This is a genomic window from Gordonia sp. McavH-238-E, assembly GCF_022348225.1.
GTDB classification, from domain to species: Bacteria; Actinomycetota; Actinomycetes; order Mycobacteriales; family Mycobacteriaceae; genus Gordonia; species Gordonia terrae.
Genome location: NZ_JAKRFE010000016.1, coordinates 51,419 through 66,735, shown reverse-complemented (window position 1 = coordinate 66,735; position 15,317 = coordinate 51,419). Strand labels below are relative to the sequence as shown.

Sequence of the window (15,317 nt, the reverse complement as noted above, 5' to 3'; positions counted from 1 at the left end):
TCCGAGCTATCGAAGGCCGAAACGTGCTGTCCTCCCACCCTGCCGAACCAGCGGCCGACCCGATGACCCCCGCACCGGGCATCCCCGTTCTCGACGCCGCGGCGCGCACCGAACCGACGCTGTCGGTCATCATCTGCTGTTACACCGAGCGTCGGCGTCGATCGCTCGACACCGCGATCGACGAAGTACGAGCGCAACTCGGTCCCGACGACGAACTCCTCGTCGTCATCGATCACAACGAATCCCTGCGCGCGGACCTGGCAGTCGCCCATCCCGACGCGATCGTGTGCGCCAACACCGGAGCCCGCGGGCTGTCCGATGCACGCAACTCCGGCGCGGCCGCTGCGGGCGGAGACGTCGTCGTCTTCATCGACGACGACGCGTGTCCGGCCACGGGCGCACTGGCGGCCGTCCGAACCCGATGCTCGGACCCCGACGTCGTGGCAGTGGGCGGAGCCGTTGTGGCACTGTGGGACTCCCCCGCGCCCCGATGGTTCCCCGAGGAGTTCGGGTGGGTGGTCGGCTGCGATTACCGAGGACTTCCGCGTGACGGCGCGCCGATCCGCAACCCGATCGGCGCGGCCATGGCCGTCCGCCGGGTCGCCTTGACCGAGATCGGTGGTTTCTCGACGCGACTCGGTCGACAGGGCACGTTGCCCGCCGGGTGCGAGGAAACCCTCATGGGCATCGACCTGCGGCGCCGGGACCCGTCGTCGAAGATCCTGCGCGACACGGCTTTCGGAGTCACACATACGGTGACCGACGACCGTGCCCGGTTCGGCTACTTCGCCCGTCGGTGCTACCAGGAGGGGCGCTCGAAGGCGATCCTGTCGGAACTGGCCGGCAGCGGCGAGGCCCTGGCGAGCGAGCGGAGGTACAGCACCAGGGTGCTGCCCGCGGGGGTCTGGCGACATCGTCGGACCCCGAGTCGGGTCGGCGCGCTCGTCGCCGGTTTCGTGCTCACCTGCGCCGGATACGCTTTCGGGCTTGCCGGCCGCGGGCGAGGTGTGTCCCGATGAGGCCCGGCAGGCTGCTCGCGTCGATGGGTGCGGCGGTGGCGACGGCGGTGTCCGCGTGTTCGGTACCGACCGTCCTGGCCGAGCCCGACACCGGACCCGAGGTGATCTTCGTCGACGAGTTCGACGGCCCCGCGCGCGCACCGGGCAGCCCCTGGCAGATGATGACCGGCGGCGGTGGCTGGGGCAACGACGAGTCGCAGGTCTACACCGACTCGTCCGCCAACGCCCGGATCGACGGCGAGGGACACCTGGCCATCACCGCGCGCCGGGGACCGGACGGCTACACCTCGGCGAGATTGTCGACGAAGGATCGGCTCTCGGTCACCTACGGCCGGATCAGTGCCCGCATCGCCGTACCCGCCGGCACCGGTCTGCACCCCGCGTTCTGGATGCTCGGCGACGACATCGACGAGGTCGGGTGGCCCGCGGCCGGTGAGATCGACATCATCGAGACGCTCAATCAGGCACCGGAATTCCACACCGGGGTCCACGTACCGCAGACGTCCTCGGAACGGGGACAGAACATCTCGAGATCGGGCGTCCCCGCCGGGCCGCTGGCCTCGACCTTCCGCACCTACTGGCTGAACAAGCTCCCGGGCCGGATCGAGAGCGGGATCGACGACCAGCGGCTGTTCGTCGTCGAACCCGGGGATCTCGCGCCGGACGCACGCTGGGTCCTCGACCAGCCCTTCCACCTACTGCTCAATCTCGCCGTCGGGGGCAATTGGCCCGGACCGACCGACGACACGACACCCGCGGAGAACACCATGCTCGTCGACTGGGTACGGGTGACCGCACCGTGACAACCGACTACGTCCACGACGCGGCGGAGGACACCACCGATCCGGCCCCGGTTCCGCTGAATCCCGCGATGCCGCTCGAGGGCGCCCCCGAATGGGCGGGTGCCACCTGGGTCGGGACACTCGATGTCACCGAGATCGCCGACGGCGACCGGACTCCCGGATCGGCGCCCGACGGGTCGGTCACCTGCGTCCCATCGGACGCCACGGGTTATCGGCGCGCACGGGTTCTCCTCCGACACGGCTCCGTACCCATCCGGTTCGTCGACGCGCCGATCGACGACGGCCTCGTGCGGGTCCCGGTCGCACCGTACGCACTGCCCGAGCCACCTTCGCGCGCCTCACTACCGCCGATCAGCGTCGTCGTCTGCACGCACGAGCGCCCCGGCATGCTGGCCGATGCGCTGCAGTCACTGCAACGACTGGACTACCCCGACTACGAGGTGGTCGTCGTCGACAACGCGCCCCGCACCGACGGCACTCGACAGGTCGTCGAGTCCCTCGACGACCCGCGGTTCCGGATCGTGACCGAGCCGGTCGCGGGACTGTCCAACGCACGCAACGCCGGCCTGCTGGCCACCGCTCACGACCTGGTGGCCTTCACCGACGACGACGTCGTCGCCGACACCGGGTGGTTGCTGGGGCTGGCCCAGGGTTTCGCCCGGTCGCCGGAGATCGCATGCGTGTGCGGCATGGTGCCGAGCGGAGAACTGCGGACTCGGTCGCAGGTCTACTTCGACTGGCGGGTGTCGTGGGCGGATTCGATGCGGGCTCGGGTCTTCTCACTCGCCGAGCCACCATCGGATCTGCCGCTGTTCCCCTTCCAGATCGGGGTCTACGGCACGGGTGCCAATTTCGCGATCCGCCGGGACATCGCGCTGTCGCTGGGCGGGTTCGACGAGGCGCTCGGGGCCGGGACCCGGACACGGGGTGGCGAGGACATCGACATGTTCTTCCGAATCCTGACGGCGGGCCACGCGCTGGCCAACGAGCCGGATTCGATCATCTGGCACCGGCATCGCAGCACCGACGACGCCTTGCTGGAGCAGTCGCGGGGTTACGGCGTCGGACTCGGTGCGTGGCTGACCAAGGTCGCCACCGACCGACGCCATCTCGCACTCGCCCTGCGCGTGCTCCGGCGTCGGTCGCGCGCCGTCGCGAAAGCCGGTGTCGCCTATGGTGCGATCACCAGACCACCGGCGGCCATCGCCGACGGTGTCGCGGCCCGGGCAGGCCGGCGCGAGGTGCTGTCGGTCGTCGGCGGACCCGTCGCGCTGGTTCGCGAGCGCCTTCGTGGCCGTCGCGCCGAGCCGCTGGCGAAGGGATCAGCGTGACTGCCGCCGCGGAGGCCGCACCGTCGCGTCTCTCCGACGCCGGCACTGTGAGCACCACGGCGACGGCCGGCCGCTCGGGGTTTGTGGCGACCCTGAGCGTCGTCGCCGCGATCGCCGGACTCGTCGGTGCGCTGCCGCTGCCGTCGGTGCTCAGCGCATTGTCGGTGGGCTTCTTCGTGATCTGTGGACCCGGTGCCGCCGTGTGCACCTGGGTGGAACTCCCGCGGCGCACCCGACTCGCCGCCGTACCGACGCTCGGCCTGGCGCTCACCACCCTGGTCACCATCGCCGCCATCTGGGCGTCGTGGTGGCAGCCGACAGTCCTCCTGGTGGTCGGCAGCGCGGCGGTGCTGGCGTCGGGCATCGCGTTTCGTCGACGGACGCACGCGCCGACCCCCGACCTCCGGGAGCTACGGACCCGACTCACCGGCCGCGGGGCCACCGCGTTCCGCAGTCCCGGCCTCCGGTCGACCGGGTTCCGTGTGTCCGTTGCGTTCTGCGTTGCGGCGCTGACGTTGTGGGCGATCGCCGTGCCGACGCTCCCGGGCGTCGACGCGAGCTACTACGGTCTGCTGTTCTCCGGCAGCGGACGCCTGCTCATCCCGGCGACCCTGCTGACCGCGGCCGCTGCCGTCGTCGCGATCGCCACCCGGAGCTCCGCCGGGCTCGTGGTCACCATCGGGACCTCGATCGTCGTCAGCCGCGTGACCACCTGGCTCGGCACCGAGATGCCGCTCTACGACTGGACATACAAACACCTCGCGGTCGTCGACTACATCCAGGACACCGGCACCCTCACCCCGAGCGGTACCGACATCTACGCCCAGTGGCCCGCGTTCTTCGTGGTCGGGGCCTGGTTCTGCGACGTGACGGGACTGGATCCGATGGTGCTGGCGCATCTCTTCGCGACGGTCGTCCACGTACTCCTCGCGGTCATCGTCTACGCCACGGCGCGCACCCTGTCGATGAGTCGCATCGTCGCGCTGACAGCAGCTTTCCTCGTCGAAACGGTCAACTGGGTCGGTCAGGACTACTTCGCACCCCAGGCATGGGCGCTCGTGCTGGCCTATGGCGCGATCGCCCTCCTGCTGGCGTCGCGACGCACCCCGCGCGCCGCAGTCCTGGCGATCATCCCATTCGCGGCGATCGTGCCGAGTCATCAGCTGACACCGTTCTGGGTACTCGGGGCGGGCATCCTGCTGGTCATCCTGCGCCGGGTGCGACCGTGGTGGGCGGTGGCCATCATGGTCGCCATCGCCGGTGCCTATCTGCTGGCCAATCTGGAAGCGGTTGCCCCGTACGGCATCTTGTCGGGCGGCAACCCGATCGACAACGCGGCCAGCAACTTCACCATGGCCGGCGTGCCCGCCAAGGAGACCACCTCGATGGTGTGCCGTGGATTGTCGGCGGGGGTCGTGGTGTCGGCCGGCGTCTGCGCGCTGATCGGCCTGCGCCGCAGGCGCGCACATTGGCTCACCCTCGCTGTGCTCGCGTTCTCCGCTCTCGCCCTGTTGCTGGGCCAGAGCTATGGCGGCGAGGCGATCTTCCGCGTCTATCTCTATGGGCTCCTCGGTTGTGCGCTGCTGATCGCACCCACCCTGGTCTGGTTGCTCACCGGCTTCTCGCGGGGTGCCGGGGCCCGGTTGCGGGCCGCCGGCGCCGCCGTACTCGTCTGCGCGGCGACCCTCGCCGGCATGTATTCCTATGTGGCGCTGTGGCCGCTGATCGTCGAGACCCGCGCACAGTACGAGGCGATCGACACCATCACGGAGAACGCCGAACCCGGAACCCGGTTCATCTCACTGCATCCGGCGGGCATGCCCACCCGGACGAACGGCAACTACGCGCCGATGACGTTGGCGAACCCCTACTTCGACTACCCGCTCAGTTTCGACCTCGCGGGCGACCGGATGACGTTCCCCAGTCCCGAACAGCTCGGCGACCTCTTCTGGAAGGTCGACCAGTCCGACATGCCGACCTACGTCACCTTCACCGAGCAGTCGCGCCGGATCTCCGCCTACTACGGGACGTACCGGCCCGACGCGGCGGCCGAACTCGAAGCCGCTCTTCGGGTTGCGCCGGGGTGGCGCATGGTCCACGAGGACGGCGAGACCGCGATCTTCGTCTTCGAACCCCAGCGCGACCCCTCCGCCCCCTGAGCCGAGAAGAGCGCCCCCTCCGCCACCTGAGGTGCAAGGAGCACAAGCGATCGACCCCCTCCGCCCCCTGAGGTGCAAGGAGCACAAGCGATCGACCCCCTCCGCCCCCTGAGGTGCGAGGAGCGATAGCGACGAGCCACGAAGGGCTCGCGAGGATCACTGCTCCCGAACGCCGAACGCCGGCGACCTCACGGTCACCGGCGTTCGTCACGCGGGGCGTCCTCCTTTGCGGCAGAGGCGCTCTCGGTCCGCTCAGCGGAGAGCCGACGCCTTGTGGTCGCGGTGGAGGCGACGCTCGAAACCGATGGTCCGGAGCACGCGCACACCGTCGGTCAGGGCGTTGAGGTTGCTGCGTCCGTGGATTCGCTTGGACTCGCGGCTGCCGACCTCACGGATCGTCAGACCGCTCCGCGCCATGCGCACGTTGATGATCGTCTCGATCTCGAACCCGTCGCCCCACTGGGGTTCGTCGACATCGGTGAGCGGAAGATCGAGGACGTCGAGATGGCGACGCCAGAATGCGTTGTAGCCGTAGCAGAGATCGGCGAACGAGGTGGCGAAGATCCGGTTCACGAGCCAGTTCAGACCCTTGTTGCCAGCGCGGCGGAAGGCGGTGATGTCGTCGCTGTGCCCGCCCAGGGAGAAGCGGCTGCCCTTCGCGAGGTCGGAGCCGGCCACGAGCGCACCGACGAAGTCGGGGATCTCGGCGGGGTCCGTGGAGCCGTCGGCGTCGATCATGACGATGATGTCACCGGTCGCCACCTCGAAGCCGCAGGCGAGCGCGTTTCCCTTGCCGGAACGGGTCTGCGAGACGATCACCGCATCGGGCCACAACGTCCGCGCGACGTCGACGGTCCCGTCCACCGACGCGCCGTCGACGACGACGATCTGGTCCACGGGCGGCATCCGCTCGGCCACATACGGCAGATTGAGCGCCTCGTTGCGGGTCGGGATGACGACGGTGACAGTAGGTCTCGCAGTCTCGACGACCTCGGCCGCGGAGACGTCGCCGATGCCGGCGATCTCCGCGACCCGCTCCCCCGTTTCCACGCCACCCGATGGATGGACGTCGAGTTCGTTCTCAAACTCGGTCATGTCGTCGAGCACCGCCGGATCTGCACCCCCCGTGCCGTTCCCAGCGTCGATCAAGTCGGTCACCATACCTCCAGCGCGAATCGCATCATCATGAGTCATGAAGCGCCCCCCACGACGCTCAGCGAGTGAAGCATAACCAGTAAGGTTAGGCTGCTCTTACTTTGTGATCAGCTTCATACGAACCGCCTAAAACGGACTCGCGCAGTCGGATCGGTACGAGCGATGCCCTCGTGAGGCCTAAGCGCCCATCCGCTCCGCGTCATCCGACACCACTGAGTGGAAAGCCAACTTCAGGATAGGCTACCCTCATCTCGGATCCGCGCGTCCCGCCAGATTCACCGCCCGCCGGATCACGATCGGAGAAGTCAGTGTTCGACGCGCACACGCCGTCCCGACGATCTCCTCGACCGATCGAGACACCGGCGGAATCCGTCACCCGGCGGCGCGCCCGGCCGAGAAGATTCACCAGGAACACCGGAGGGCTCCTCGGCGACCAGACGGGCGTGGGCCTCAACATCATGGCCGTCATGACGTCGAGTCTCGCGACCGGTGTCCTCGGATTCGTCTTCTGGACCATCGCCGCACGTGGCTACACCACCGCCGAGGTGGGTCGGGCGTCCGCGCTCATCACCTCGGCGACCCTGCTGGCCACCCTGTCGAACCTCAGCATCGGCAGCCTCTACGAACGCTTTCTCCCTGTCGCAGGGGGCAACGCGCCCCGGATCATCGCGTCGGGGCGCCTCGTGATCATCGGTGCCGCACTCCTACTCGGACTCGGTTTCGTGTTTCTCGGACCGGTGGACTCCCTGTTCATGAGCCCGTGGGAGACCTGGCTGTTCCCGCTCTTCGTGGCCGTGCTGGGGATCTTCGCCATCCAGGATCAGACCCTCATCGGCCTGGGCCGCTCGCGAACCGTTGCCACGAAGAACATCTCACAGTCGACCATCAAACTGGTCCTGGTGACGGCGTTCATCCCGGTTGCCACCGGATTCGCCGTCTTCTGGGCCTGGGTCCTGCCCGCGGCGGTGATCGCGGCGTGGGTCGGCCTGAGTGCGATCCGTCGTACCGCCCGCTCGATGACCGGCCCGGGCACACTTCCGCGGCCGGGCGAGATCGCCCAGTTCTATGCCGGCTCACTGGGGATCACGGCCGTCGGGGTGGTCGTGCCCCTCATCGTGCCGCTCGTGATCGTCGCTCGCCTGGGAACCGAGATGAACGCCTACTTCTCGATCTGCTGGCTCGTCGTGAACACCGCGGCGATCCTCCTGCACGCAACGTCGGCGCCCTTCGTGGCCAAGGCCGCGGAGCCCGATGCCGATCTCCGGTCGGCAACGATCCGGTTCATGACCCTGTGCGGTGGCGCCGGGGTCATCGGCGGCGTCGTCCTGTTCGTCACCGCGCCCTGGATTCTCGCGATCATGGGACCCCAATACGCCGACGAGGGCACCGATCTGATCCGTCTCATGGCGCTGACCCTGCCGACCGTGTCGTTCGTGACGATCTACACGGCGCTCGCCCGTGTCCGCCGCAAGCTCCGCCTCGCCGTCGGCGTGCAGGGCGTGTTCGGTGTGATCGTGCTGTGCGGCATCGTCTTCGGCGCCGACCACTGGGGCATCATCGGCGTCGGTTACGTCTATCTCACGGCCAACGTCGCCGTCGTGATCCTGCTGCTCGTTCCCGGTCTCCGGCTCATCCGCAAGGCCTTGACCCCCGCCCCCACTGCTGCCGAGCTCTCGGCGAGGACGACCACACCATGACCATCGACTCCACTCGTGGCCTCGTCGCCGCGTTCCCCGCGACCGAGTCCGGCACCGCCCAGCCCGAGCTGGCCGGCGGGCTGGCGCATGCGTTCGCGGCGGCCGCCGACCGTTTCGGGGACGCGATCGCGCTCCGATTGCAGGGCACCGAGATCAGCTATCGCGCGCTCCTCGACACCGCGCGTGGTGTCGCCGGACGGATCCACGAGCTGCAACCCGGCGAGCGGGGTCCGGTGGTCGTTCAGCTCGGCCTGTCCCCGGACACCGTCGCCGTGGTCCTCGGCATCGTCCTGACGCGGCGACCTCTGGTCACGCTCGACACGGCGCTGCCCGCGGACCGGATCGACGCCATACTCGCCTCGCTGCACACCCATGGCCGGCCACCGGGCCTGGCCGTCGCCGATGACGATCACCTGGACAGGCTGCGCGACTGCGGAAATCGACTCGGACTCATGGTCGCCGCGACGACCGACGTCCTCGTCGACGCTCCATCGGCATCGGATGCGGCCATCCCGTCCGATACCGGCGGGGCCCCACTCCTCCCGACCGACACGGCCTTCGAGGTCACCAACATCCAGTTCACGTCGGGTTCCACCGGAACCCCGAAGGGTGTGCTGCAACCGGGCGCGATGTGGTTGTGCGACTCGATTTTCATGCGAGCGTGTTTCGGGCTCGCACACCGCCTGCGCGTCGCCTTGTGCATGCCGATCAGTTTCGGCGGCGGCCTCAATGTGTTGATGGGCTCACTGCTGAGCGGTTGCGATGTCCTCGTCGCCGATCCGCGGCAGGGTACGTCGACCGATTTGCTCGACATGATCGCGGCAGACGAGATCCACACCGTCTTCCTCACCCCGTCGCTGCTGCGCTCGCTCGTTCGCGCCGGCGCGTCGGGCGCACTCCATCCCGCGTGGGCGAATCTGCAGCGGATCATCACCACCGGCGAACCGCTCACCGGTGAAACTGCCACCGCCACACTCGCGTTGGCACCACAGGCGACCGTCACCAACTGGGCCGGTTCGTCGGAGACCTATGCGATCGGGCACTTCGACGTCCGCGCCGGCGATCCCGCCCGAACCGGGCCGCTGCCCGCGGGCACCCCGGCGCTCCACAAGACGGTGACGATCGACCCGTCCGGTCGGGTGTCGATCTCGTCGCGCTACATCGCTCTCGGTTATCTCGACCCCGCGGGCGACGCCGGCCGGTTCTCGGTCGACGACGACGGCGTGCGGACGTTCCACTCCGGCGACAAGGGACGGTTCGACGGCGACGACCTGATCCTGCTCGGGCGTGCCGACGACGCGGTGAAGATCCGTGGTTACCTCGTCGAGCCGGCCGAGGTCAGCGCCGCACTCCTACGCGAGGGCGACCTCTCCGAGGCCGTCGTGATCGCGCGCGAGACCCCCTCCGCGACAGTGGAACTGATCGCCTACGTGGTCCCCGAAGGCAGCCGGCGCACACCGCCGACCGCCGCCCTGCGTGCCCGCCTGCGGGATGCGCTGCCGCCGTGGATGGTCCCGACGCACATCGTCGAACTGTCCGACCTGCCCCGCAACGCCCGCGGCAAGGTCGATCGCACGGCCCTGCCCGAACCCCGGCGGCACATCGAGCCGGTGGCAGGCGAGCTCGAATCGTCCGTCGCCGCGACCTGGGCGCGTGAACTCGCGCTGGACGTCGTCGGCCGGAACGAGAACATCTATGCGCTGGGCGCGGATTCGTTGACGATTCAGCAGATCATGGTGCGCCTGAACTCATCTCACGGCGCCGCCCTCACCCAGTCCGACATGGCCTCCGCACCGACCGTCGCGGAACTCGCGGCACTCATCGCCACCCGCACCGGCGGGTCGGAGACAGAATCGGGGTGCCGGCGCGACGCGCGCCTGGCACCGACGACGGTGTCGTTGCGCCGTGGGACCGGCCGGCCGGTCTTCTGTTTCACCGGCGCGGGCGCCTCGGCGCTCACCTTCGTGCCCTTCGCCGACCGCATCGGCCAACTCGACGGCATCGGACCGGTTTTCGCGTTCGCACCACACGGACTGGACACACGCGGGATCCCCGACTGGACCGTCAACGCGGCCGTGCGGCGCCACCTGCGCGACCTGCGACGGATCCAGCCCGAAGGGCCCTACATCCTCGTCGGCCACTCACTGGGCGGGTTCATCGCCCTGGAGGCCGCGCGTCGACTCGAGGCCGACGGGCACCGTGTCGACCTCGTCGTCGTGGTGGACACCTTCGTCCCGCCTCGGATCCTGCATCGCGCCAAGCGCGCCGATCCGTCCCTCACCACGACCCCGGTATACGAACCCCTCGCTCGAAAAGAACTGTGGCGACGACGTATTCGTGTCCCACTCGCGGGTGTGGTGAAGACCTCGCCCACCGCCGACGCGCAGGCCCTCGAGGAGCTCGGCGTCCGGGTCGCGCGGCTGCATCGTCCGCGGCCGTATTCGGGGCGAGTCCTGGTGGTGCAGGGCAGCGAGAATCGCGACGAACCGTCGGTCTGGCGGCGCCACATCGTGACCGGCGACGTCGACGTCCTCCGGCTCGACTGCAATCACCTGTCCGTGGTCCGCGAACCCCACATCGGCGACGTCGTCGACGCCATCGGCACCGCCCTCGACCGCCGGGACGCCTGAGACTCAGCCGTAGGCGACGTCGACGGCGTACCGGGTGAACCCGAGCCGCTCGTAGGTGTGCAGCGCGGCGACGTTGTCACCCTCGACGTAGAGGTTGATCTCCGCGACTCCCGCGCGCGCGAGATGGTGCAGTCCGGCGAGCGTCAGCAATCGGCCCAGCCCCCGGCCCTGTGCCGCGGGATCGACGCCAACGATGTAGACCTCGCCGAGATGCGCGTCGTGCCGCTTGGTCCAGTGGAACCCGCGGAGCTTGCCGGTCCCGTCGCCGCCACGGTCGAACGCGAGGAACAACCCCGCCGGATCGAACCAGTCGGCCGCGACCCGTTCGTGGATCTGCTCCGGCGACCAACCGCCCTGCTCGGGATGCCAGTCGAACGCCGCATTGTTCACGCGCAGGATCTCGGCGTCGTCGGACGGCCCGGCGTAGGTCCGGAGCTCGACTGTCGGGTCGACGACGAGTTCGGGGAGCTCGTGGCCCTCTCCGACCGGGCGTCGCAGCTGCAGGAGTTCGCGACGCTTCGTCAGGCCCATCGACGCGGCGAGCGCAACAGCACCCGGGAGGTCGCCGTGCGCCCAGACCCGGACCCCGGCCCCCGACTCGGGAACGGGTGCGGCACCGAACGCCGCATCGAGCAACCTCCGGCCGTGCCCCTCACGCCGATGCGCCGGGTCGACGACCGCCTCGATCATCGCAGGCTCACCGTCGCGACCGGGGACGATGACGGCGTAACCCGCTCCTGACCAGACATGGACGGTCGGCGACCCGTCGGGGGCGTCGATCGCCGTGACCGCACCTTCCGACAGCGGTGCGACGCCGTCGGCCGTGGTCGCGTCGCGGACCAGACGACGAGCGAAGTCCGCCACGTCGTCGGGCAGCGCGCCCTGATGGATCTGGATGCGATCAGTTCCCGGCGCTTGCACTGAACTCCTCGTCGAAGGGGTCGGAACCATCCAGGGCACCGTCGAAGTCGTCGGGGCCGGACCCGGCCGGTCCCGCAGGCTCGTCGTCGGACAGGTCGGTGTCCGCCGCCGCGGCCGCCCGACCGCGCGTCGGGCGTACTGCCTTGTACCCGACGTTGCGCACGGTGCCGATCAGCGACTCGTGCTCGCTGCCCAGCTTGGCGCGGAGGCGCCGGACGTGCACGTCGACGGTGCGGGTGCCGCCGAAGAAGTCGTACCCCCAGACCTCCTGCAGCAGCTGAGCCCTGGTGAACACGCGACCGGCGTTCTGCGCCAGGTACTTCAGGAGTTCGAACTCCTTGTAGGTCAGGTCGAGCGGACGTCCGCGCAGGCGCGCGGTGTAGGTCCCCTCGTCGATGACGAGTTCACCCAGCGTGACCTTGCCCGAGGACTCCTCCGCAGCGACCCCGCGGGTACGCACCACGAGCAGGCGCAGCCGGGCGTCGAGCTCGGCCGGGCCGGTACCCGGCAGCAGGAATTCGTCGATGCCCCAGTCTGCGTTGACCGCGACCAGCCCACCCTCGGTCAGCACCGCCGCGACCGGCACCGAGGAGCCGGTGCTGCCCAGCAGACGGCACAGTCCGCGAGCCGCCGCGAGATCGGCGCGCGCGTCGACCAGCGCGACATCGGCGTTGCCCGCCTCCATGAGTGACGACACCTCGGTCGGAGCGGTCCGTACCGTATGCGCGAGCAGCGACAGCGACGGCAAGACCGACTCCGGATTCGGGTCGGCCGTCAACAACAAGAGATCCACCCAGCACTCCGATCTCGTTCGTCCCCGTCCCGGACCATCCAGATCGCTCACCACGACGTGAACGCCACCCACACCTGCGCTCGGCGATTGTTTACGCCGCCTTACCAACGTGTGCGGGATAGGTGACAGAATAGCGCCACCGGGGCGGTTGGCTGTTAACAAGGCGACCTCGACCGCCGGATGACGACGACGGGGAGGGTGATCGGCCGAGCATGCCGCGCATCCGGAAAGTGCTTGTCATCGGCGTTGTCGCCGCGCTCGCCGCAACGGGGGTCGCGGTCGGCGTCGACGTCGCGGCCGCAGTCCGCGGCGAACACCAGCTCTCCCGCGCCATCGCCCAATCCCCCCGCGTGACTGTCGATCCCGAGGTCACCATCGCCGGGTTCCCGTTCACCTCCCAGTCGTCCGCCGGCCACTTCGCGGGCGCCACCATCGCCGCACGGGGCGTCGAGCTGCCCGGCTGTGAGCCCGCCCGCGGCGTCTGCCGCGGCGAGTTGGGGGCCGCTCTCGGCCCGTTCGACGTCGCCGACGGCAGCGGTTTTACCGCGAGTGATGTTCTCCACACCAGCTCGATCTCGGCCTACACACGCCTCGACGCCGTCACCCTGGCGCGGTATCTGCGCATCGTCGACCTCACGGTGAGCACGCCGGGGCCGGACGGCAAGGCCGGTGCGGGCGGCCCTCAGGACGGCACCGTCAGCCGCACCAGCGGCGTCGTGTTCACCGGCACCGTCGCGCTGCCGCCGGGCGACGGACTCGATCCCGCCGAGCCACCGTCGGCGTCGGCTTACGACGGACCGAAGGTGCGCGTGAGCGTGTCCGTCGACCTCGGCGTGGTCGACGGCGCACTGGACATCCGGGCCACCGGCTTCTACACCGGCCCCGAACGCCACGTCGACGCCGAGATCGCGCCCGACATGCGCGCCGCGGTTCTCGACCGGTTCAGCATGACGCTCCCCCGACTGCCCATGGCCTGGGACGTCGCGGCCGAGCGCGCGGAGAGTTTCGGCGGGGACGTCCAGCTGGTCGGCGATTCCGGCCCGGCCGCGGTCCGACCCGACCGCTTCTGAGGGTCACCCGAACAGACTCTGAGCAGTTCAGACGGTTGTCGGGGATGCGGGCGCCAAACGACCCCGGCCGTTGGGGGCCCGATCGACTCTGTTGTACCCTCGTGGGCATGCAGCAGCGCCGTGAGTATCTGCTCACACGACGCCGGGCGATCGACTTCTGTCGTGTCGCCGACTGTTGTTGTCGCACTCGCCGTTGACGGTGTGACCACCCGCGCTGCGTTGGCAGCCGGTCGCCCACACCGTCGATGAGTACGGGGGCGTCTCCACCGAGGTATCGATTCCTCGATTCCGTGCGCCGTCACCCGCGCTCATCATCTCCGCCGAGAACGCGGGAATCCTTCTCGCGTCTCACTGTTCTCCACCTCCACCATCTGATCGACGACCATCACAAATGCACCGGAAAGGACACCGCCATGGCACGTTCCGACGTCCTGGTCAGCACCGAATGGGCTGAGCAGAACCTCAATGCCGAAAAGACCGTCTTCGTCGAGGTCGACGAGGACACCTCGGCCTACGACGGCGGGCACATCGCCGGCGCCGTCAAGCTCGACTGGAAGACCGACCTGCAGGATCCGGTCCGCCGTGACTTCGTCGACGCCGAGCAGTTCGGCGCCCTGCTGTCCGAGCGCGGCATCGCCAACGACGACACCGTGATCCTCTACGGCGGCAACAACAACTGGTTCGCCGCCTACGCATACTGGTACTTCAAGCTGTACGGCCACAACGACGTCAAGCTCCTCGACGGTGGCCGCAAGAAGTGGGAACTCGACGGCCGTCCGCTGTCGTCCGACTCCGTCAGCCGTCCGGCCACGACCTACAAGGCCGGCGAGCCCGACCTGAGCATCCGCGCGTTCCGCGACGAGGTCGTCGACGCCATCAACGTCAAAAACCTGGTCGACGTGCGCAGCCCCGACGAGTTCTCGGGCAAGATCCTGGCGCCGGCTCACCTGCCGCAGGAGCAGAGCCAGCGTCCCGGCCACATCCCCGGCGCCATCAGCGTGCCGTGGAGCAAGGCTGCCAACGAGGACGGCACCTTCAAGTCGGACGAGGAACTCGCCGAGCTCTACGGTGAGGCCGGCCTCGACGGCTCGAAGGACACCATCGCCTACTGCCGCATCGGCGAGCGCTCGAGCCACACCTGGTTCGTCCTCAAGGAACTGCTCGGTCACCAGAACGTCAAGAACTACGACGGCAGCTGGACCGAATACGGCTCGCTGATCGGCGTCCCGATCGAACTCGGAGAAGGAAAGTAAGAGATATGTGTGCTGCACCCAAGCAGGGACAGAAGCTGCCCGCGGGCGTCGACGTCGAGAAGGAGGTCGTCCTGACCGGACAGGTCACCGACGGCTCGGGTTCGCCCGTCGCCGGCGCCTTCGTGCGTCTGCTCGACTCCACCGGTGAGTTCACCGCCGAGGTCGTGGCCTCGCCCACCGGCGACTTCCGTTTCTTCGCCGCCCCCGGCACCTGGACGCTGCGCGCCCTGTCCGCCGTCGGCAACGGCGACGTGACGATCAGCCCCGAGGGCCCCGGCATCCACGAGAAGGACATCACCGTCTCGAAGTGACGCCGGAGACATCGTCTCCACAGTGACGGCCAGTTCGTCCCCGGCAGCCCGGTCACCGCATCCGCGGTGACCGGGCTGTCTCGTTCCGGCCCCGCGAAACGTCCGGGCCGGGCCGGGGTTAGAATTTCCCTCGTGGTCCTCTTCTTCGAAATCCTGCTGATCCTGGCCGCCGTGC

The 15,317-nt window shown here is 69.0% G+C and carries 12 protein-coding genes; 9 read left to right on the top strand and 3 right to left on the bottom strand.

Features of this window, described 5'->3' with window-relative positions:
- The first annotated feature begins 23 nt into the window (after positions 1 to 23).
- From MHN80_RS21175 to MHN80_RS21160, 4 genes are read left to right on the top strand one after another with little or no spacing between them, the layout of a single operon-like run.
- A complete protein-coding gene (locus MHN80_RS21175; RefSeq protein ID WP_239403515.1) occupies positions 24 to 1,019 on the top strand; it encodes a glycosyltransferase family 2 protein in 996 nt (331 codons plus the stop codon).
- 23 nt (positions 1,020 to 1,042) lie between these two features.
- Complete coding sequence (locus tag MHN80_RS21170) at positions 1,043 to 1,822, top strand: glycoside hydrolase family 16 protein (RefSeq protein ID WP_239403569.1); 780 nt, start codon at positions 1,043 to 1,045, stop codon at positions 1,820 to 1,822.
- Complete coding sequence (locus MHN80_RS21165; RefSeq protein WP_239403514.1) at positions 1,819 to 3,153, top strand: glycosyltransferase family 2 protein; 1,335 nt, start codon at positions 1,819 to 1,821, stop codon at positions 3,151 to 3,153. Before MHN80_RS21170 ends, MHN80_RS21165 begins: the two co-directional genes overlap by 4 nt.
- Positions 3,150 to 5,312 (top strand): hypothetical protein, encoded by a 2,163-nt coding sequence (locus MHN80_RS21160; RefSeq protein WP_239403513.1) that lies wholly within the window; start codon positions 3,150 to 3,152, stop codon positions 5,310 to 5,312. Before MHN80_RS21165 ends, MHN80_RS21160 begins: the two co-directional genes overlap by 4 nt.
- A 252-nt stretch (positions 5,313 to 5,564) precedes the next feature.
- Here the strand turns inward: MHN80_RS21160 and MHN80_RS21155 are convergent, their stop codons facing one another.
- Entirely contained in the window at positions 5,565 to 6,473 is a 909-nt protein-coding gene (locus MHN80_RS21155; protein WP_239403512.1) for a glycosyltransferase family 2 protein, read from the bottom strand.
- A 461-nt stretch (positions 6,474 to 6,934) separates the two neighbouring features.
- Between MHN80_RS21155 and MHN80_RS21150 the strand changes: the two genes are divergently transcribed.
- On the top strand, positions 6,935 to 8,164 hold the full coding sequence (locus MHN80_RS21150) for a lipopolysaccharide biosynthesis protein (RefSeq protein WP_239403511.1): 1,230 nt from the start codon (positions 6,935 to 6,937) through the stop codon (positions 8,162 to 8,164).
- Complete coding sequence (locus MHN80_RS21145) at positions 8,161 to 10,794, top strand: alpha/beta fold hydrolase (protein ID WP_239403510.1); 2,634 nt, start codon at positions 8,161 to 8,163, stop codon at positions 10,792 to 10,794. The genes MHN80_RS21150 and MHN80_RS21145 overlap by 4 nt, the downstream gene beginning before the upstream one ends.
- Positions 10,795 to 10,797: 3 nt before the next feature.
- Here MHN80_RS21145 and mshD read toward each other — a convergent pair whose 3' ends face one another.
- Positions 10,798 to 11,715 carry a mycothiol synthase gene (gene mshD, locus MHN80_RS21140; RefSeq protein ID WP_239403509.1) on the bottom strand — a complete coding sequence of 306 codons (918 nt, stop codon included), beginning with the start codon at positions 11,713 to 11,715 and terminating at the stop codon, positions 10,798 to 10,800.
- Positions 11,696 to 12,508 carry a response regulator transcription factor gene (locus tag MHN80_RS21135; RefSeq protein ID WP_004022021.1) on the bottom strand — a complete coding sequence of 271 codons (813 nt, stop codon included), beginning with the start codon at positions 12,506 to 12,508 and terminating at the stop codon, positions 11,696 to 11,698. The genes mshD and MHN80_RS21135 overlap by 20 nt, the downstream gene beginning before the upstream one ends.
- A gap of 212 nt (positions 12,509 to 12,720) precedes the next feature.
- Between MHN80_RS21135 and MHN80_RS21130 the strand changes: the two genes are divergently transcribed.
- From MHN80_RS21130 to MHN80_RS21120, 3 genes are all read left to right on the top strand, one after another.
- Positions 12,721 to 13,578, top strand: a complete 858-nt coding sequence (locus MHN80_RS21130) for a DUF2993 domain-containing protein (RefSeq protein WP_004022022.1) — start codon at positions 12,721 to 12,723, stop codon at positions 13,576 to 13,578.
- A 413-nt stretch (positions 13,579 to 13,991) separates the two neighbouring features.
- The gene (locus MHN80_RS21125) at positions 13,992 to 14,831 is read left to right on the top strand and encodes a sulfurtransferase (RefSeq protein ID WP_239403508.1); all 840 of its coding nucleotides are present in this window, start codon (positions 13,992 to 13,994) and stop codon (positions 14,829 to 14,831) included.
- 5 nt (positions 14,832 to 14,836) lie between these two features.
- Entirely contained in the window at positions 14,837 to 15,142 is a 306-nt protein-coding gene (locus MHN80_RS21120) for a DUF1416 domain-containing protein (protein WP_004022024.1), read from the top strand.
- The last annotated feature ends 175 nt before the right edge of the window (positions 15,143 to 15,317 follow it).